Below are 18,282 nucleotides of genomic sequence, written 5' to 3' on the forward strand. Positions count from 1 at the left end.
TTCTTGGACGGGTTGCTCAGAGGGTGGAATGGATTGGGTCTTTACGAGCAATCTTTGACGAAGCAGTCGGCATTCCAATGGAAGTCGCTGTGGCTGGTTCCTGTTCGAGAGGAACTGATTCATTTTCCGCGAGGGTAGTTTCATCATAGGAGTCATGGCAATCTGGGGGGGGGTGAATGACTGTTATTGTTTACCAGTTATCATTTATCTAGTTGTGGTTTGGATTGTTGGGGGATTGATGGCGCTGCGTGAGCACGGATCGTGTCTATGTAACCAAGAATCAATTCGTAGACAAAATTCATTTCGTCCCCTGGGTGTAAAATCATGGTTCTCAATGGGGCAATGTAGGTCGTAGAGAAGGCGAACTCGTCGTCGGTCGGTTGGCCGACCTGGCCGCCGACGAACAGTTCGGTTTCCGGCATGAATACGCCTAGGCCGAAGCCGCTTTCATCCACGGCCGCAGCCCAGTTTTCCGTGGTCTCACCAGGGTATTCCTCGGATGGCCAGTAGTTCCAGAGGAAGTCCTCCCTGCCGGGCATGGGCTTTCTGGTGATCCGGGTCAGGGGGGCATTGGTCCACGGCTCGTCGCCGATATAGGTCTTGATCCTGGACAGTTCGGCAACGGTGTAAATCGCGGGCATTTCCTGGTGGCGCGGGGCGTCCCCCCACTCTCTGGCGTCTTCGTCGATGCGCAGCCGGTTTTTGACCATAACAACATTGTCGCTCAGCTCGACCCACGTTTCCATGGTGCACTGGCAAAGCTCATCGGGCATGTCCCACATGTTTGGCACGGTCTTGACATAGGCCTGCTGCTCGTCGGCACTGACTTCAAGTACTTTGGAGGGATTGCCAAAGGCATCGCCAGCCTGGGTCGGGTTCCAGGGCCAGGGGGACCAGGCCGGATGCTGGCCTTGGTCGCTGCGGTCCCGGTCCGTTCCGGCGTAGTAGGATTGCTGAATCTGCCGGCCGTGGTCGTGGTTATTGATCAGGTTGCGGCCCTCGCCGGAGGGTCCGAGGAAGGTGATGGCTCCGCCGTGGTTGGCGATACCCAGACGCAGTTCGATGATCCCGTTGTCCAGGATGATTTGGTCCGGGATTGCCGAGTCTTCCGCGGCCCAAACCTGCCAAGCCAGCAGAACCAGCAGACCACAGATGCATGCGCTGAGAACATAGGGGGTATGGCTGAAGCTGGGTTGTTTCAGAAGGGAGCGTTTCATGTATTTACTTTGCTGGCTGATTTTATTCTCTCGCTCGCTCGCGGACTCACTAGAGGCGCGGAGGGCGAGGAGAGGAGAATTCTGGAAAGCAGGAGAAAGATCTGCTTTCAAAAAGGTTCCCGGCCTACAGTCATATTTTTTTTCTCTCTGTGCCCTCTGCGTCTCGAGGCCCGCTTTGGGGCCGGGCGAGAGATTTTCTTTTTCTTTGGCTCTCGCTCGCTCGCGGACTCGCTAGAGGCGCGGAGGGGAAGATTTTTATAAGCAGAAGAAAGATCTGCTTATAAAAGGGTTCCACGGCCTGCGGCCAAAAATATTCTCTTTCTCTTCTCTGCGAAATCTGCGTGCTCGAGGCCCGCTGCGGGCCGGGCGAGAGCTATTCTTTTGCTTTTTCTCTTGCGGTTGCCACCTGATAAACATCTCTGCGGTGACAGATGCAGTAAATCAGGATCGAATAGCCATCCACTTTGTAAACCACACGGTAATCACCAATCCGAATTTTCCAGTAGCCTTTCAACGTTTTGCGTAGCGGAAGCCCGTACACATCCGGCGCTATCTGTACTCGTGACTCAATGGCAATCCTGATCCGTTGCTGAACACGCGCATCAATCCTCGGCAGATCCTTTGTTTTGACGTCACGGTGGTAGAGCAACCGATACGGCATTTAATCCCAAACCTCTTCGTGGGATAATGCATTGTCCTGTTCAAAGGAAAGATCTCTTTGTTCGGCTATTTGAGCCAATGCGACATCTTCCCGAATTTCAACGGCTTCCCTGACAAGATCGCGCATGACCATAGACATGGAAACACCATACCCTTGAGAAAGTTCACTGACCGCTTCATAAAGCTGGACATCCAGAACCACATTCACCCTAGGATTTTTTGTCGGCATGTCGTCCTCCTTACAAGCCTCAGAGTGTATCGCTTTCGATACACCAGGACAAGCGCTCTCCGTTCGACCCTCTGCGACTCGAGGTCCGCTCCGGGTAGATCGAGAGGTGTTCTTTTTTCATTATCTCTCGCCCGCTCGCGGACTCGCTAGAGGCACGGAGGACGCGGAGAGGGAGGATTTTGGAAAGCAGGAGAAAGATCTGCTTTCAAAAAGGTTCCCGGCCTACAGCCATAATTTTTTCTCTCTCTGTGCCCTCTGCGTCTCTAGGCCCGCTGGGGCCGGGCGAGAGATTTTCTTTTTCTTCGGCTCTCGCTCGCTCGCGGACTCGCTAGAGGCACGGAGGGCGCGGAGGGGGAGAATAACTTGCAAAGCAGGAGAAAGATCTGCTTTACAAAAAGTTCCCGGCCTACGGCCATATTATTTCTTCTCTCTCTGTGCCCTCTGCGTCTCGAGGCCCGCTGCGGGCCGAGTGAGTGGTTCCGTCGTCTTTTGTACTGTTAATAATTCTGGTTATGCCGTTTTTGAGGAGGACTTCGTTGAAATTGATCAATAGGCCGACCTCTTTTCGGGATAAACGTAGATAACTCAGCAACTGTTTTTTATGTATAGGTTCAACATGTTGTACAGATTTCAGTTCTACGATGACCTCATCCTCTACCAACAAATCCAAGCGATACCCAAAACCCTGTATGTATTGGCCTTTGTAGACGACAGGCAGATCCACTTCCGACAATGTGGTAAGGCCTCTGTCTTTGAGTTCCATGGATAAACATTTGAGATAGACATTTTCCAGCAGCCCTGGTCCGAGTTCTTGGTGGACGGCTATGGCTGCATTTATTATCTGCGAAGTGAGCTGCATATTTGCCATTACTTTTTCTCTCGCCCGCTCGCGGACTCGCTAGAGGTACGGAGAGCGCGGAGGGGGAACCGGCCTACGGCCAAAATATTTCTTCTCTCTCTGCGCCCTCTGCGTCTCGAGGCCCGCTGCGGGCCGGGCGAGAGACATTCATTTTTTTCTCTCGCTCGCTCGTGGACTCGCTAGAGGCACGGAGAACGCGGAGGGGGAACCGGCCTACGGCCAAAATATTTCTTCTCTCTCTGCGCCCTCTGCGTCTCGAGGCCCGCTGCGGGACTTGAGGCATCCCGAATCAGGGAGAGGGCCCGGTCAAAAACGTGTCGCGACATGTGTTCCCCTTGATACCCCGGCTGGCTTGCTGCGCAATAGACGCAACGTAAATTGCATTTCGTGGTCAAATCCAGTCGCAGATCCAGCAGAGGGCCCGGATCTGCTAACTCAGCGTTTTGAGGTAGCAAATTGACCACTCGATGGCGAAGCTGCGAGGTCGAGGTCATGGGACGGATATGGCAGGTCCGGCAGTGCGAAGGCAGTTCGCCTGTTAAAAGGCTGGTCCGTAGCTGCCTGATGGGTGGCTGATTGCGTGAATAGCTTGAATTACCCAGATCGCCTTCTGTGTTTAGCGACGCAACAGGTGGATGGATGCAGCAGGGCCGAAGGTTGCCGCTCACATCAACTTCAAGATACCGCCAGGGGTCCGTGCAGTCCCGTGTCGGGCGGGCATCCGGCTCGGGCATCCATGCAGCAGGTCTGTCTTCGAAGCGGCCAAAATTTAAATAATGATGATAGCCGGAACGACATCTCCCAACTGCTATTGCCTGGGCGACGTCCTGGTTCCTGGCCAGATATTCGTTTTCGTTCCAGTCGGCCGGAAAAGAGTCTGATTGTGTTTCCTTAGGCATGATGAAGCCTATTCCTCAGTCATAGCCCGGCGCAGCACGTCGGTGAAGGGTTCGATCATGTATTCCAGGATGCTTCTGGCCCGGGTTTTGATAAACACTTCCACTGGCATGCCCGGGGTGAGTAAGCGCTGGTCCCCAATGGCCTGACGCACGGATTCCTGGTCGATCTCGATATGGATCAGGTAATGCGGGTAGTCTCGGGGGGGGGGGCCGGTGAGACGGTCTGGGGAGACGTAGCTGACCAGGCCTTGGGCCCTGGGAGTCAGGCGCTGCTTGAAGGCGCTGAGAACCAGCTCGGCGGGTATGCCGGTGTGGACCTGGCTGATCCGGTCCACGGCCACGCCGGCCTCGACAATCAGGGGGAAATCGCCGGGAACGATATCCATCAACGGTTCCCTCGGGCCGATGACCCCGCCGGCGGTGTTTACGCGCAGATCCACGACGATGCCGTCTTCCGGGGCCATGATCTCCAGTCTGCGGGCCTGATCCGCGGACGGCCTTTGGCGCTCCTCCAGCTCGAACAATTCCCGCTCCACCTGACTGAGTTCGTTGACCGCCTCCTGCACGTAACGGTGGACGGCCTCCCGGGAGCGCAGGCGCAGCTCCTCGATCCGCTCCCGGGCCTGGGCAATATCCCCAACATATTGGCTTTTTCGCGAAAGGTGGGTGTCGAGAGTACGCTGCTTCTCCAGCAGCCGGGACAAGTCCAGATATTTACCCTCCACCAGCTCTTCGATCAGGGCCAGTTCCTGACTCAGGGAGGCGATAATCCTGTCGTTGGCCACGGATTGCTCCTGGAGGCTCTGGATTTGCACCTGGAGCTGGTCGATCTGGCTCTGGTGAAGGGTGAGCTGGTCGTCCAGGGCGGTGAGTCTGGCTCGGAAGACCTTTTCCTGAACGTTCATCACCTCGCGGGTCTTGGGATCGATCCCATCAACGCGCAGGACCGCCGGCCACAGAATAACGGTGAGCCGATCGCGTTCCGCCTCCAGTCTGGCCTTGATGACTTGCAGGTGTTCCCGCTGACCCGCAAGCAGATCGTAAGATGAAAAGACCTCCTCGGCCTGCAAGCGCAGCAGCACCTGGCCTCTGGTCACGTGCTGGCCCTCACGGACCAGAATCTCGCTGACAATGCCGCCCTCCAGGTGCTGCACCGTTCGGCGATGGGTATCCACCACCACCACGCCCTGGGCAATGACCGCCGCGCTGACCTTGGTCAACGCGGCCCAAGCCCCCAGCCCGCCAAAGGTGATCACGACAAACAGCAGGCCGATGGTGATGAGGGGACGTGGGTCGTCTTTTAATTTCGTATTTGGAGTGGGGGTGGACATTATTTGTGGGTTTTGGGTTATGTGTATTGCGTAATGCGTAATGTGTAATGTGTAATGCGTAATGCGTAATGTGTAATGTGTAATGCGTAATGCGTAATGCGTAATGCGTAATGGGTAATGCGTAATGCGTAATGCGTAATGTGTAATGCGTAATGCGTAATGCGTAATGTGTAATGCGTAATGCGTAATGCGTAATGCGTAATGGGTAATGGGTAATGGGTAATGGGTTTATGCGTAATGGGTATGTTATGTATGGGTTATGGGTTACCCGTCACTCACGTCAGCGCCAATTCCTGATCGCGGAGGGAGGTGATCCAGGATTGGTGGGAGACGATGAGGATGATGGAACCTTGTTCCTTCAGTTTGGCCAAAGCTTGGGCCAGATGGTCGCGGCCGTCCTGGTCCAGGTTGGCGTCGGGCTCGTCCAAAAGAAGCAGCCGCGGGTTTCCGTAAAGTGCCCGAGCCAAAGCGATCCGTTGGCGCTGCCCGGCGGAAAGATTCGCGGCCTTGGGCTGGATAGGGGTGTCGTAGCCCTTGGGCAGGCGCATGATCATCTCATGGGCTCCGGCCACCCGGGCCGCCTTGATCACAGCCTCGGAATCGTCGGTGCGCAGCCGCCCGATGTTCTCGGCCACGGTCACGGCCTGCAATTCCACGTCCTGGGGCAGATAACCAAGGGCCGCGGATCGTAGAGTTCCATCGTTCAGAGTCAGCAGGTCAATGCCGTCCAGGGTCACGGTGCCGGACCGGGGGGCCAGCACACCGCCAATGACACGCAACAGAGTGGTTTTGCCGGAACCACCGGGACCGACCACGGAGACGATGGTTCCCGGCGGCGCGAAAAATGAAAGGCGGTCATGAACCACTGCGTCGGCAAAGTCCACGCACAGGTTGCGGACAACCAGGCCGTTCTTTTTGGAGGTCGAAGGTGTTTGCCCCACCAACATGTTTTCCGGGCGTGTCAGGTCGAGACCGCAGGTCTCCGATGGGACGGGCGAATCGGCGTGATTCAGGGCCGCGCACAGCCTCCTCGAGGCCAGGCGGGCGTCCTGAAAGCGCTTCCAGCCTCCAAGCATCTCCGTCAGCGGAGATAGCGCACGGCCCATGAGCATACTGGCCACAATCATCATTCCGAAGGTGATTTCGTTGGCTATGACCAGCATAGCCCCAAAACTCAAGATCACCACCCGCAGGGACATGCCCACGGATTTGTTCATGGCCGCCGCGACTCCGACCCGCTGATGGGCCCGGGTTTCCAGGGCCAGATCCTGGGCGCCGGCCTGTTTCCAACGGGCCACCACCGCGGGCAGCATACCCATGGCGTACACGGCGTGGACATGCCGACCGGCCGTTTCCAGCAACGCGTCGGCGCGGGACGTGGACCGGGCATGCTCGGCTACGGCCCGCCCGGTGAGCAATTGATTGACCACAAGAAGCAGCAGCAGCACCCCGGCTCCGATGGTGGCCACAAGGCCCAGCAAGGGATGCAGAAGATAGATCACGCCCAGGAACAAGGGCAGCCAGGGCAGATCGAAAAAGGCGATGATGCCCGTCCCGCCGAGAAAGGTTTTTATCTTCTGCAGGTCCGCCGCACCCTGATCATAGTCCGTATCCTGGCCCCGAGCCAGCATGGCCCGCACCGTCGGCCCGGCCATCAGACCCTCCAGGCGGTTGCTGATCCGGGTCAGCAGCCGGGTACGCACGGCCTCCATCACGCTCATCATGCCCAGAGCCGCCAGGACCAGCACGGTGATGACCATGAGCGTCGCCTCGTTGCGGCCAGGAATGACCCGGTCGATGACCAACAGAAAGTGCCACATGCTGAACAGGCTGAGCACGCTGATGACCATGCTGAACAGGAAGACCACCCCGTACATGGGCAGGAGGGATTTGGGGATGAAGCGGAGCATGGGGGGTTCGTTATGGGTTATGGGTAATGGGTAATGGGTTTTGTCGCATCACGGTTCACGCTTCACGCATCACGCATTACAACTTCACCCTGACCGGGCCCTGCCCGGTTGCGGCTTGGAGTTTGGCCAGGACCTGTTTTTTCGGTCCGTAGTGGACGGCGCGGCCGTCGTTCATGACCAGCACTTTGTCAGCCTGGGCCAGGAGTTCTGGTTTGTGGGTGATCATGACGATGGTGGTGCTGGCGGATTTGAGATCGTCCAGGGTGGCCAGGAGATCCTGAGTCCCGGTCTGGTCCAGGTTGGCGTCGGGCTCGTCCAGAACCACCAGGCAAGGTCGGCCGTAGAGGGCCCGGCCCAGGCCAATCTTTTGACGCAGGCTGCCGGGCAGGTCGGCGCTGTTTTTGCGGATTACGGTGTCCAAACCCTGGGGCAGCCTTTTGATCAGGTCATCCAGGCGGGCCAGGGCCAAGACCCGGCCCAATTCCTCGGAATCCGGCGGGTCCAGGCGGGCAATGTTCTCGGCCAAGGTGCCGGGGAACAGGTCCACTTCCTGGGGCAGGTAGCCAATATGTCGGCCCAGCCTGGTCTGATCCCAGTGGTACATGTCGGCCTGGTCCAGGGAAATTTTGCCCATGACCGGACGAAGGACTCCTGTGAGCAGGCGGGCCAGGGTGGTTTTTCCGGCGGCCATGGGCCCGATAACACCCAGGAATTCACCTGGGGCCAAGTCCAGGCTGACGGTACGTACAAGGGTTTGCCCCTGGATCGTATAGGTGATCTGGTCGGCCCGCAGCTCACCACTGGGAGGTGGCAAGGCCATGACCGGAGAGTGGTCGGAGGCCTGGGTCAGCAGTTCTTTCAAAGATGCGTAAGCTTCGAGAGCCTTCTGGAGACTTCCCCAGTTGTTGGCCACGCCATGCACCGGCATGATGGCCCGCAGGGACAGCACCTTGACCACGATAAGCGCAAAGACGTCCATTTTGTCGTTGATGATCAGCCAGGCCGCAATGGCCACCACCAGCACCGGGGTGGATACAGAGATGAATTTCGCCAGGGCCGTCCAGCCGGCTATGCCGTCGTCGGCATGAGTCTGGGCGCGGATGGAACCCTCCCGTGCCGTACGCCAGCGCTCCTCCACGGCCGCGTCCATGCCCATGGCCGTGACAGCCTGCCGGCATCGCAGGGCTTCCTTGAGATAGGCGTCGTTTTTCTGATTGGCCCCACTGATCCTATTGGATGTTCCGGAAATCCGTCGACGGATGCCCAGGGTGATGGCTCCGATGGCCGCCATGGCGAAAAGGACAACGAAGCCCATGATCGGGCTGATGAAGAATACCGCCAGGAGAAAGAAAGGGGCCACGAGGCAATCAAAAAAAGTGAAGACCTGAGGGGAGCTGACAAAGCCGCGCAGCTTGCCCAGGTCGGCCATGGCGCTGGAAAATCCGCGTTTACCCTGCCGGGCCGCGTCTTCGAGCATCCCGGACAGCACGTCGTCGGCCAGGGTGCGGTGAATAAACAGCCCGTGACGGATCATGATCCGGGAGCGGAGGATCTCGAACACGGCCAGGGCGGCCAGGGCGCCCAGGCCGGCGCTGGCCACGGCCGGAATGTTGCCCACGTCCTGACTGGGAATCACGAACCGAAGATAGGCCAACATGCAGGCCAGCCCGGCCAGTCCCAGGATGCTGGTCAGCAGGCTGAAGAGAATGGTGTATCGAACGACTCGCCGGGAAACCTCGCGGACTTGGTCCATGGAGGACGACATGGCGCCCGAGGGAGCTGGCGAGGTGGTGGGCTTCGTAGCGCGCGACTGGGCGGAGTTCGGCGCTGGAACACTGAGCGGCGGTGAAAGGGAGGTGGTCATGCCAGGCGGGGCAGATCCAGGTCCGATGCCGGCGCGGCGGAGATGATCCCCCCGGAAGCCAAGAGGATGGGACCGAAATTGGTCATGGAGTGCTGGTGGGCATAGAACAGGCCCAGCAGGCCGTTCTGGGCCATGGCCGATAGAATCCGTGGGTCCAGGCTTGCCAAGGCCTGAGGCCTGACCGTGGCAAAGCCCTTCAGTTCCAGCCCCTGGTCATGCTTGTCCCGAACCAGAACGGGATCGTCGGAGAAGAAACTGCCCTCCCGCAGCGGCGCCAGGAAGGCCTTGATCAGCTGCAGACCCTTCAGAAATTTCCGCAGCAGCTGAATTTTGGCCTGAAGCTGTTCACCGGGCGCACCGTGGGCATCGAAGAGGGGGACGCCTTGACTGGTGCGAAAATGGGGCGCGTCAAGATCAGCCATGAGGACGAAATCCTCGGAATTGTCAGCCTCGTCGAGGGCCCCGAGGATGAACGGATAGGTGCGGAGCATCGCCGGAATGTAGCGGCCGAGCCATTTTCCGGAAGGTGAGATGTACGGGTGTCGGCCTTGGCCAGCGGAGAGCAGCACCTGAGGCAGGCAAGGCAGCTTGCTGCTGAAGACCACCGGATACTCCTTGGCCGCCTCCGCGGCCTCGAACGGGGCCAGGAGACAGACGGGGATGTCTTCGGCAAAAGCGTATCCGGCGTTGGGATCAAAGCGGAGCGTGTCGTGTTGGGAGGGATCGAGGGCGGTGAGATTTTTGTACATGCAATCAGACCTTGTTTGGGAAGTTTTGCTTTCGAAAATACTAATGGAGAATCAGGCAGACGGACGTAATGATTCAGCACATCATCTCTATGGTTATAAAACCGCACTGGCCAGGTGCGAGCACTTTCTCGACATGCGTCTGACGAGCTATTCGATATGGCGACAAACAAAGCATACACCGTCAATATCGTCGGATGAACCAGGGAAATCGCGGCTTTTGATCATGTCGTCATGTTGAAAACTACAAACGGAGAGCTCGCACGGTAGGGATCTAGCGCAAAGCCGCCTAAGCGCCTTGTTCCCTACAGACCTTTCACATTTTGTTCAAGACCATCGAATACTATTATGGCGCCAGGAAAAAGATCCACGCTGTTTTAATGGAACTCAAAAAATATTGATATTTTTCAAGCTGAGCGCGGGAACACACCCTATCATCAATCGTCTCAATTCTGCATGATACCCATCTTAGCCATCTGGATCCAGGCAAGGAAATATTGAAAAAGCACCGTCCGCCACGCTATGGAAGGACGCGGACCTTATACTTTTTCGATGTCCGCAGGAAGCTCTCAAAGGTCATCATGGGCGACAATTACAAGCCTTTCGCTCGTGTATCAGCGTACGCGAGCCTGGAACAATGGTTTCAACTCTCCTGGGATTAACAACGCTGTCATTTTCTTGACATCAATTGCTTCAAGTGCAGCAGATGTCAAATTGTTTTTCTGTTGACAAGCCTATACTTAAGCGATACGTGACATCAATTATTTTTTGATGGCTAAATGGGTCCTAGTGTCCGCACCAATAATGCCATTATGTCTGATCAGGCGATTTCACTAACCCTACTTGATTTTCCTAAGGAGGATTTTTATGGCGCAGTATGATGCACCAAGAGAAGAGGTTGTCCAAAATATCCAAGATTCAAATATGAGTGAGGGGACCAAGCAGCAGATCGCGGCCAAGTTCGCAGACAAGGAATCGGTAAACATTGCTACGGTTGAAGTTGACGGTCCCATGCCGACAGGCGCCGATATCGTGATTGTGCCCGAAGGAGTTGGGTTGACCCAAGACCCCGGTTCCCCCGTGGTTATTTTCCAAGGCAGCGCACAGGGCGTGACCTTTGAAGCAGGCGAACAGCCCCGAGCCATCATTGCCCAGTCCAACGACGACCAAACATTGATTCTGACTGGAAATGGTCAAGCTACCGTGGAAACCGGCTCTGGTCGTGACGTCGTTACTGTTGCTCCGGGCGTGGAAGCCACCGTCAACACCGGGGACGGATTCGACGGAGTGTTCATCACGAAGTCCGGTCAGAACGTAGAGTTCGAAGTTGACGCCGACGGCAACGTCATTGTTACCGGTTCCAGCTTCACCTTGACCGGCGTTGAAGTGATCATGTTCGAGGACACCTTCCACGTCGTGGCTCAGGATGAAGATCAGGCCATCGTGGCCCGGATGTACAAGATTCTTTTTGACCGGGATCCGGATATGGAAGGCCTGGAATACTGGTTTGACACCCTGCAGGATGACTCCGTAGACATGTGGGACGTGACCCACGCCTTCATGAATTCCGATGAATTCAACGAGAAGTACGCTGGTCTGGACGACGAGGAATTCCTGACAAACCTGTATCTCGGCATGACCGGGCGAGATGCGGATCCGGAAGGCATGGCCTACTGGCTCGATGTGATGGCCAATCCTGAAGCCTTCATCGGCACCTGGAAGGGCGATGAAGACAACGCCCAGATCCACGTGACCTACGCCTTCGCGTACTCCGAAGAAGCCAACCAGACTATGGGTCTGGACGGCACCAAGTACATCATTCCGCTGTACGATATGGACGAATAGGTTCCCTGTAACTCACCATTATCAGCAGCACACAAAACAGGGGTCGGCTTTCGGCCCCTGTTTTTGTTTGATTACTGATAACAGATAATCATGCTTCCCACTCCCCTTAACGACATCAACGCACAGATCACTCGCGTTTTATCCCTGATCCAGGCCGGCAACCATGAAAGCGCCCTGGCTGCGGCCTTGATGGTGACGCGATCTTTTCCTGACCTTGCCCAAGGGCATGCCCTATGTGGACATGTTTTGGCCGAGCAGGGTTCCTTTTCTGAGGCAGTGGCCTATTTTGATGCGGCCATTGAGCGCGATCCACTGGATGACACGTGGTTGCCCAAGGCTGTCAGGACGGCCTTGGCGGCGGGAAAGGATGAGCAGGCGGTTTCGTGGCTGAAGGGCGTTGAAAAAACCTATACTCGGCCACCATCTCCTGGGGTTCTGACCCTGGCCCGGGAGATGGGACTGGAGTTGGTGGGCGGACTGGGGGTTGCCGGAGGCAAGGTGACGGGGTGGGTGCTGCTGCCCAACGGACAGTATCCGCTACTGCGAACCTGGGGCACTGATTCGGTGGAACTACGCCTGACCCCGGTGGCTCATCAGAAAGACAAAAGCATCTGGCGCGTTCATATTCCGCTGCGCCTTTCCGCCCCACTGACCATTCACCTCCTTGACCCCACCGGGAACCATCTTCCCGGCAGCCCCTTATATGGGGAACCCGTTACCGAGGTGTCCAAACACTACGCCCAGGTTCTGGACCAGAACGGCAAGAAGGGAGCAAGCAAGAAGGCGCGGCGCCAATCAGCCTCACAGCCGGAGGTCACGGTCATTGTTCCAGTCTACGACGACCTGGCCGCGACCAGGGAATGCCTGGAGGCGCTGGAGGATTCCAAGGCTGTATGCGCGACTTGTTTTGAAATCCTGGTGGTCTGGGATGCGGGGCCGGATCCTGCATTGCTGGATTATTTAACCGGATGGGCCCAGGCAGGAAAGATCAAGCTGATCGTGAATTCCTGGAACATGGGGTTTGTCAACTCGGTCAACCAGGCCTTGCGGCATGCCCAGGGCCGCGACGTGGTCTTGCTCAATGCCGATGCCATGGTCTGCTCTGACTGGCTGGACAGGCTGCGCAATCGTGCATATTCGGTGGACGATGTTGGCACGGTGACGCCGATGACTAACTATGGTGAGCTTGTCTCCTATCCCCACCCCCAATCGCCGGGCAGCATCGATACCCTGGATCAGGTTCGGTTGCTGGACCAGGCTTGCGCATCCGTCAACACAGCAACCCAGTCCCAAACTCCGGATTTGCCCGTGGGGGTCGGTTTCTGCATGTATATCCGCGGCAAACTGTTGCGTGAGGTCGGCGGAATGGACAGCACGCAACTCCACCGCGGGTACGGCGAGGAAGTCGAATTGTGCCTTCGGGGAGCGGTCAAGGGGTTTCGAAACTGTTGTGCGCCGGATGTGTTCGTGGGGCACCTTGGAGGGCGATCCTTCGGTGCTGACAAGCGCCGACTGGCCTTGCAGAACAACAAAGTGCTTTACGGAAGGTACCCGGATTATCGTTCAGACTACCTGAATTTCTTGCGTCGTGATCCCCTGCGCCCCTATCGGGAGCGGATCAGCCGGCATGTGCTGCAAAAGCTGGATGGTCCGCTCTGGATTGTGGACAAGGCCCATCTCGGCCAGCCGCGGCTCTGGTCCCAGGAACGGGATTTTTCAGCCAGCGGCCGCCCCTGGACGCTTCTCGTTGCCGAACCCAGAGGGAAGCTGATTCGGCTGACGCTGAAAATCAAGAACACCAATCTGCCCCATGCTGATATCCATTTAAGCCTTCCGGAAGAGTCGGGGCTGTTACGGGACATGCTCTGTCGACTGGATCCTGACCGAATCTATGCCCTTGGGCCCGGACGCGGAACCTTGGCCGTGGCCGAAATGCTGCATGGTGTGCATGGTGAGACACACCTTGCGCTGACCCGTTTGCCGGGTGGGCTGCTAAAGACCTGGAAAAGACGGGAACCGCCGGATGCACGTGTCCTGTCCGTATTCTGCGAGATTTCCTGCTCCCATGCGGGGCTGGGCCGCTGGCTGCAACAGGCCTGTCGCGTTCGGATCGATTCGAAGGCCATGCTGGATGATCCGCCGCGGCTGAATATCGGTGCCCTGGATGCAACGGAAACCCCTTCGCTGCTGGTCTGCGGTCTGCATTCCCCGACAGGCTGGTCAAAGCTCGGCGTGGTGGCCAGGATATTGCAGCCCAAAGAGATTTCCCTATGGGCGGCAGGGTTAATGGCCTGGGTCCCGGCCCATCTCCCAGCTGGTGTCCATCCTGCGCCGCTGGCGCTTGATGACCCCGACGCAATCTGGCACAACGCCGGAATGAGGAACATGCTGTCCCTGGACGACGACCCGGCTTCATACCCGCAGTGGCGAGCTTGGGCTGAAGAGCGGGGCATGACCTTTTATACCTATGACACGCCTTAAAAAAATCCTTTGCAGGGTGTAACCGTCAAGTACGACAATTCAACGCATGCGCTCACTGCTTCGTTTTTTTCATCCCCGACGCAAGCCGTCGCTCCCTAATGCTAGTGCTGAAGAGTCCACTATTTCAGCACACTCAGATTCTCTCATGGTTCCCGACTCGCTATCGCATCATCTCGGAGTTTCCGAGGAAATCTCCGAGGAAATTTCCGAGAGTATTTTTGAAAACAACAACGAGACGATCCATATGATGCACTGGAGCGACGTGCTGCCGGAGGAGCCGCATCTTCTCAATGCTTCCGAGGTACTTCCCACAGCACAAGAGGAAGATGAACTGTTGGGGGAAATAGACAGTCTTGCAGGGCCCTATCTTACGGGCTGGGTCTGTCGTAAATGCGCCCTGGATCAGCAATTATGGATCGAGGTGCGGGTGGACAACACGCCGCTGACCGTATGCCGCGCCGATCAGTTTCATGATCAGGCCAAGGCGCGAGGCCTCGGCGACGGATGCTACGGCTTCTGGCTGCGGTTGCCGGACAGCGTGCTAAGTTCTGACTCGACCCTCAGCCTGCACGTTGCCAATACCGGGGAACCCATTGGACAACCGCTTCAGTTGGACCGGCTCGAAGACCAGAAAAAAGTCATGGGCCAAGCCTTTTCCGACGGCGGGCTGCGGGTGACCGGCTGGCTGCGTGATCCGGAAGACGACAAGGCGACCCTGGACGTCCGTTGTGTCTTGAATGGCGAGGAAGTGGGGCGCGCCCGAGCGGACCAGCGGCGGGCTTCCCCCCTGGAAGGCGACGGGCACGGGTTTGCCCTGACGTTGCCCTTGGGGCTGATGGACGGAAAGCCGCACCTTGTGGATGTTCTGGACAACCAGGGGAGGCATCTCCCAGGCAGCCCGGTCAAGATCCACTCCCTGGCCCAGGGCGCGTCGACCTGGCTGGAAAACCTTTCCCGTCCCAAACCTGAGCAGCTCAAACTACTGGGGGCAATGCTCACCCGTTACGAAAACTGGTTTCCGAAGTCCGCTGGTTTGGACATGTACGACCTCTGGCTCAAGGTATATCCGCCGGAGATGCCAAGATTGAACGTGAAGAAAACTGTCTGCGCGGTACTCTTGCCCGGAGAAGGCCAGGAACAGTCCCTGCGCGGACTGCTAAGCCAAAAATATGATCAACTGCGGATCTGGAGCCCCGGGCATGGGGATCGCAAGGATAAAAAACTGCTTCAGATCTCTTCCGGTACGCCGGAAACCATCTTTGGGCAACTCCTGGAGTTCGACTATCTGCTCTTGGTGGAAGCGGGGACGGTCCTGGAGAAGTTCGCCCTCGCCAATCTGGTTTTCGGAGCTGAATCCGGCAAAGCAGGCGTGCTCTACTGCGACGGCGTCCTGCTCGGGCCGGGTGGTCGGCCGTTGCCCAGATGCAAGCCGGCCTGGGATAAATTTTTATATTATGGCCATGACTACCTCGACGGACCGTTGCTTCTCGATACGCGGCTGCTCTCCCGGATTTCCCCGGAATTCCGAGCTTTGGCGTCGTCCATTGTGGTGGCAGATGCTCAAGAAGCCGGGATGCAATTCGAGCAGGCATATCAGCGCTTCCGGCTGCATCTGCTCCTGACCGCGGCCGAGGACGAGGATATCAAGCACCTCCCGATTCCGCTCTATCACGGTCCGACGATTCCAGAGAAGCAGGAAGCGGACAGGGTTCGGGTCCGACGCGACGAGCTCCAGGAATGCTTCAATCGCTTTGAACCCGACCTTATAGCCGAAACGGATCCGGCTTGTCCCAGGGTAATCAAGGTTCGCAGGCAGTTCCGCTCTTCCCCGCTGGTCAGCCTGATCATCCCCACCCGGGATCGAGTGGACCTGCTGCAGCCGTGCGTCTCCAGCATCCTGGAACTGACCACGTACAAGCCATATGAAATTATCATCGTGGACAATGACTCCCGGGAAACGGAAACCGCCGAGTATTTCACGGAACTTCGGGCCATGGGCGTTACGATCCTTCCCTATCCCCACCCCTTCAACTACGCCGCCATGAACAACCTGGCCGTGAATCGGGCCGTAGGGGAAATCTGCTGCTTTTTGAACAATGATCTGGAACTGTTGACCCCGGAGTGGCTGGAAGAAATGCTCGGCCTGCTGCTTGCCGATTCCGTCGGGGTCGTTGGGGCCAAGCTGATCTGGCCCAACAATCTGGTGCAGCACGGCGGCGTCGTCACCGGAATCCACCAGCTGGCGGCCCATGTGGGAAACGACTGGCTTAGCGACGAGCCGGGCTATTTGTACCGAAACCAGCTTGTCGGTCAATGGAGCGCGGTGACCGCGGCTTGCATGCTGACTCGTCGTGAAGACTACCTGCGCATCGGGGGCATGGATCAGATCAACTTTCCTGTCACGTTCAACGACGTGGACTACTGCTTGAAATTGTCTCAGGAAGGCAAAAGGGTCCTTTGGACCCCGGATGCCTGTTTTTTTCACCACGAATCAGCCAGCCGCGGCAAGGATGACACCCCTGCCAAACAAGCCCAGGCCAAGCGCGAAATGTATCGGCTCAGGGAACAATGGGGAGCAAGGCTGCTCAACGATCCGTTTTACAACCCCAACCTCAGCCTGAGCACTTACATCGGCGTTTTTAACGGGTTGGCCCTGCCGCCTGGAAAAAGGAGCGTTCGCTAATGCCCGCCAAGAAAAACATTCTGTTCATTCACCAGAGCTTTCCGGGACAGTTCGGATACCTGGCCCCGGTGCTGGCCAAGGACGGCCATCAGGTAGTGGCCCTGACCCTGCATCCTGCCCCGCAAATACCCGGTGTCAAGATTCTTCCCTACAAGCTGAGCCGCAAGCCCATGCAGGGCTTGCCCTACCTGATGCAGGAACAGGATGCGAAGATGCTGCGCGCGGAGGGAGTGGCCAGGATCTGCGAAGATCTCCGGAGCAAGGGGTTCACGCCGGATGTAATTTACGCGCACCCTGGGTGGGGTGAATGCCTTTTCGTCAAGACCATCTGGCCCTCGGCCCGTCTGGTTGTCTATGGTGAGTGGTACTACAACCTGGCTGGACAGGAAGTGGATTTTGATCCGGAATTCGAAGCGCTGGGCTTTGAAGACCGGCAACGACTCAAGCTTAAAAACACCGTCTGGCTGCACGCTTTAAACGATGCCGATGCCGTGATTTCCCCAACGAAGTGGCAGAAAAGCCGATTCCCAAGGTGGGCCGCGGAGAAGATTCAGGTCGTCCACGACGGCCTGAACATGGCTGTACTTAAGCCCAACCCCCAGCAAAAACTCAAACTTGGCAAGGGGATCGAGTTGGATGCAAGCAAAACCATACTCACCTTTGCAGCCAGATATCTGGAGCCGGTGCGCGGCTTTCACAAGTTCATGCGCGCCCTACCGGCCATCCAAAAAGCCAATCCAAACGTTCAAGTGCTGATCATGGGGCGCGATGCTGGCGATTCTACCAGTGGTTATGGACGACCGAACCCGCAAGGACTTACATGGCGGCAGAGCCTCCTGGAGGAACTTAAAGGCCAACTGAATCTGGAGACCATCCATTTTCTGGGGTTTCAGAACCACAAGGCCTACCTCGCCGCTCTTCAAATCAGCACCTGCCACGTCTACCTGACATCTCCCTTTGTCCTTTCTTGGTCCTTTCTGGAGGCGGCCGCCTTGGGAGTTCCCATCGTGGCTTCCCGAACAGCCCCGGTCATGGAGTTCGAAGGATTATCCAATCTTTCCCTTTGCGATTTTCATCAGGTCGGCGAACTCAGCGATGTTGTTCTACACGTTCTGGAACAACGTCCGAACCATAACCCCAACTCCCTGTCCGAACTCGACTTGATGCAGACGTTGCAACAGCAGAAAGAAATTATTGTTGGACGGGAATCGGAACCTCGCCTTGAAGACTCGGTCTTGGAAGAGAAACAGGAGCTGCCGATGGCAAGCGGCCCCAAACTGCTCGGCGGCAAAGCAAAACGGAATCCCTCCGTCAGAAGAGTGAAACCAAGATTGCGAGCGTAACCGAGTTCGTCAACAAAACTAAGATCATGCTTTTCATCCTGGCCACTGCCACCAGCCCCGTGTGAATTCGCACATCACCCGCTAGATGCGGATCTGTTCGGCAAGGACACGAAGATTTTCTTTGGCCGTCGTGAGCCACGGATGCATCATTTGTCCGCCGCCGGACTAGCCTTGGACATGGCCATACTATCCGCTTCGCATCGGCAATTTGATGA

The 18,282-nt window shown here is 57.1% G+C and carries 12 protein-coding genes; 4 read left to right on the top strand and 8 right to left on the bottom strand.

Features of this window, described 5'->3' with window-relative positions; translation table 11 throughout:
• Nucleotides 1–200 precede the first annotated feature (200 nt).
• From ACYQ15_RS12965 to ACYQ15_RS13000, 8 genes are all read right to left on the bottom strand, one after another.
• Nucleotides 201–1,217 carry a hypothetical protein gene (locus ACYQ15_RS12965; protein WP_459937930.1) on the bottom strand — a complete coding sequence of 339 codons (1,017 nt, stop codon included), beginning with the start codon at nucleotides 1,215–1,217 and terminating at the stop codon, nucleotides 201–203.
• A gap of 373 nt (nucleotides 1,218–1,590) precedes the next feature.
• Nucleotides 1,591–1,878 carry a type II toxin-antitoxin system RelE family toxin gene (locus ACYQ15_RS12970; protein WP_459937931.1) on the bottom strand — a complete coding sequence of 96 codons (288 nt, stop codon included), beginning with the start codon at nucleotides 1,876–1,878 and terminating at the stop codon, nucleotides 1,591–1,593.
• Nucleotides 1,879–2,106: a ribbon-helix-helix protein, CopG family gene (locus tag ACYQ15_RS12975; RefSeq protein ID WP_459937932.1), complete on the bottom strand. Its 228-nt coding sequence runs from the start codon at nucleotides 2,104–2,106 to the stop codon at nucleotides 1,879–1,881.
• Between the two features lie 406 nt (nucleotides 2,107–2,512).
• Nucleotides 2,513–2,974, bottom strand: a complete 462-nt coding sequence (locus ACYQ15_RS12980) for a GxxExxY protein (RefSeq protein ID WP_459937933.1) — start codon at nucleotides 2,972–2,974, stop codon at nucleotides 2,513–2,515.
• 898 nt (nucleotides 2,975–3,872) lie between these two features.
• The gene (locus tag ACYQ15_RS12985) at nucleotides 3,873–5,195 is read right to left on the bottom strand and encodes an HlyD family type I secretion periplasmic adaptor subunit (protein ID WP_459937934.1); all 1,323 of its coding nucleotides are present in this window, start codon (nucleotides 5,193–5,195) and stop codon (nucleotides 3,873–3,875) included.
• A gap of 275 nt (nucleotides 5,196–5,470) precedes the next feature.
• Nucleotides 5,471–7,105 carry a type I secretion system permease/ATPase gene (locus ACYQ15_RS12990; protein ID WP_459937935.1) on the bottom strand — a complete coding sequence of 545 codons (1,635 nt, stop codon included), beginning with the start codon at nucleotides 7,103–7,105 and terminating at the stop codon, nucleotides 5,471–5,473.
• Nucleotides 7,106–7,181: 76 nt separating this feature from the next.
• Complete coding sequence (locus ACYQ15_RS12995; protein WP_459937936.1) at nucleotides 7,182–8,969, bottom strand: type I secretion system permease/ATPase; 1,788 nt, start codon at nucleotides 8,967–8,969, stop codon at nucleotides 7,182–7,184.
• Nucleotides 8,966–9,718, bottom strand: a complete 753-nt coding sequence (locus ACYQ15_RS13000; RefSeq protein ID WP_459937937.1) for a SapC family protein — start codon at nucleotides 9,716–9,718, stop codon at nucleotides 8,966–8,968. Before ACYQ15_RS13000 ends, ACYQ15_RS12995 begins: the two co-directional genes overlap by 4 nt.
• A gap of 921 nt (nucleotides 9,719–10,639) precedes the next feature.
• Here ACYQ15_RS13000 and ACYQ15_RS13005 point away from each other — a divergent pair.
• The 4 genes from ACYQ15_RS13005 to ACYQ15_RS13020 all read left to right on the top strand — a co-directional run bounded on the left by ACYQ15_RS13005 (nucleotide 10,640) and on the right by ACYQ15_RS13020 (nucleotide 18,067).
• Complete coding sequence (locus tag ACYQ15_RS13005; RefSeq protein ID WP_459937938.1) at nucleotides 10,640–11,560, top strand: DUF4214 domain-containing protein; 921 nt, start codon at nucleotides 10,640–10,642, stop codon at nucleotides 11,558–11,560.
• 90 nt (nucleotides 11,561–11,650) lie between these two features.
• Nucleotides 11,651–14,041 (top strand): glycosyltransferase, encoded by a 2,391-nt coding sequence (locus tag ACYQ15_RS13010; RefSeq protein WP_459937939.1) that lies wholly within the window; start codon nucleotides 11,651–11,653, stop codon nucleotides 14,039–14,041.
• Between the two features lie 145 nt (nucleotides 14,042–14,186).
• Entirely contained in the window at nucleotides 14,187–16,724 is a 2,538-nt protein-coding gene (locus ACYQ15_RS13015; RefSeq protein ID WP_459937940.1) for a glycosyltransferase family 2 protein, read from the top strand.
• The gene (locus tag ACYQ15_RS13020) at nucleotides 16,724–18,067 is read left to right on the top strand and encodes a glycosyltransferase (RefSeq protein ID WP_459937941.1); all 1,344 of its coding nucleotides are present in this window, start codon (nucleotides 16,724–16,726) and stop codon (nucleotides 18,065–18,067) included. Before ACYQ15_RS13015 ends, ACYQ15_RS13020 begins: the two co-directional genes overlap by 1 nt.
• Nucleotides 18,068–18,282: the final 215 nt, after the last annotated feature.

This window comes from Desulfonatronum parangueonense, from assembly GCF_054656975.1.

Coding starts and splice junctions, on each gene's coding strand:
- ACYQ15_RS12965 (WP_459937930.1), bottom strand. CDS start 1,217: ATGAAACGCTCCCTTCTGAAACAACCCAGCTTCAGCCATACCCCCTAT.
- ACYQ15_RS12970 (WP_459937931.1), bottom strand. CDS start 1,878: ATGCCGTATCGGTTGCTCTACCACCGTGACGTCAAAACAAAGGATCTG.
- ACYQ15_RS12975 (WP_459937932.1), bottom strand. CDS start 2,106: ATGCCGACAAAAAATCCTAGGGTGAATGTGGTTCTGGATGTCCAGCTT.
- ACYQ15_RS12980 (WP_459937933.1), bottom strand. CDS start 2,974: ATGGCAAATATGCAGCTCACTTCGCAGATAATAAATGCAGCCATAGCC.
- ACYQ15_RS12985 (WP_459937934.1), bottom strand. CDS start 5,195: ATGTCCACCCCCACTCCAAATACGAAATTAAAAGACGACCCACGTCCC.
- ACYQ15_RS12990 (WP_459937935.1), bottom strand. CDS start 7,105: ATGCTCCGCTTCATCCCCAAATCCCTCCTGCCCATGTACGGGGTGGTC.
- ACYQ15_RS12995 (WP_459937936.1), bottom strand. CDS start 8,969: ATGACCACCTCCCTTTCACCGCCGCTCAGTGTTCCAGCGCCGAACTCC.
- ACYQ15_RS13000 (WP_459937937.1), bottom strand. CDS start 9,718: ATGTACAAAAATCTCACCGCCCTCGATCCCTCCCAACACGACACGCTC.
- ACYQ15_RS13005 (WP_459937938.1), top strand. CDS start 10,640: ATGAGTGAGGGGACCAAGCAGCAGATCGCGGCCAAGTTCGCAGACAAG.
- ACYQ15_RS13010 (WP_459937939.1), top strand. CDS start 11,651: ATGCTTCCCACTCCCCTTAACGACATCAACGCACAGATCACTCGCGTT.
- ACYQ15_RS13015 (WP_459937940.1), top strand. CDS start 14,187: ATGGTTCCCGACTCGCTATCGCATCATCTCGGAGTTTCCGAGGAAATC.
- ACYQ15_RS13020 (WP_459937941.1), top strand. CDS start 16,724: ATGCCCGCCAAGAAAAACATTCTGTTCATTCACCAGAGCTTTCCGGGA.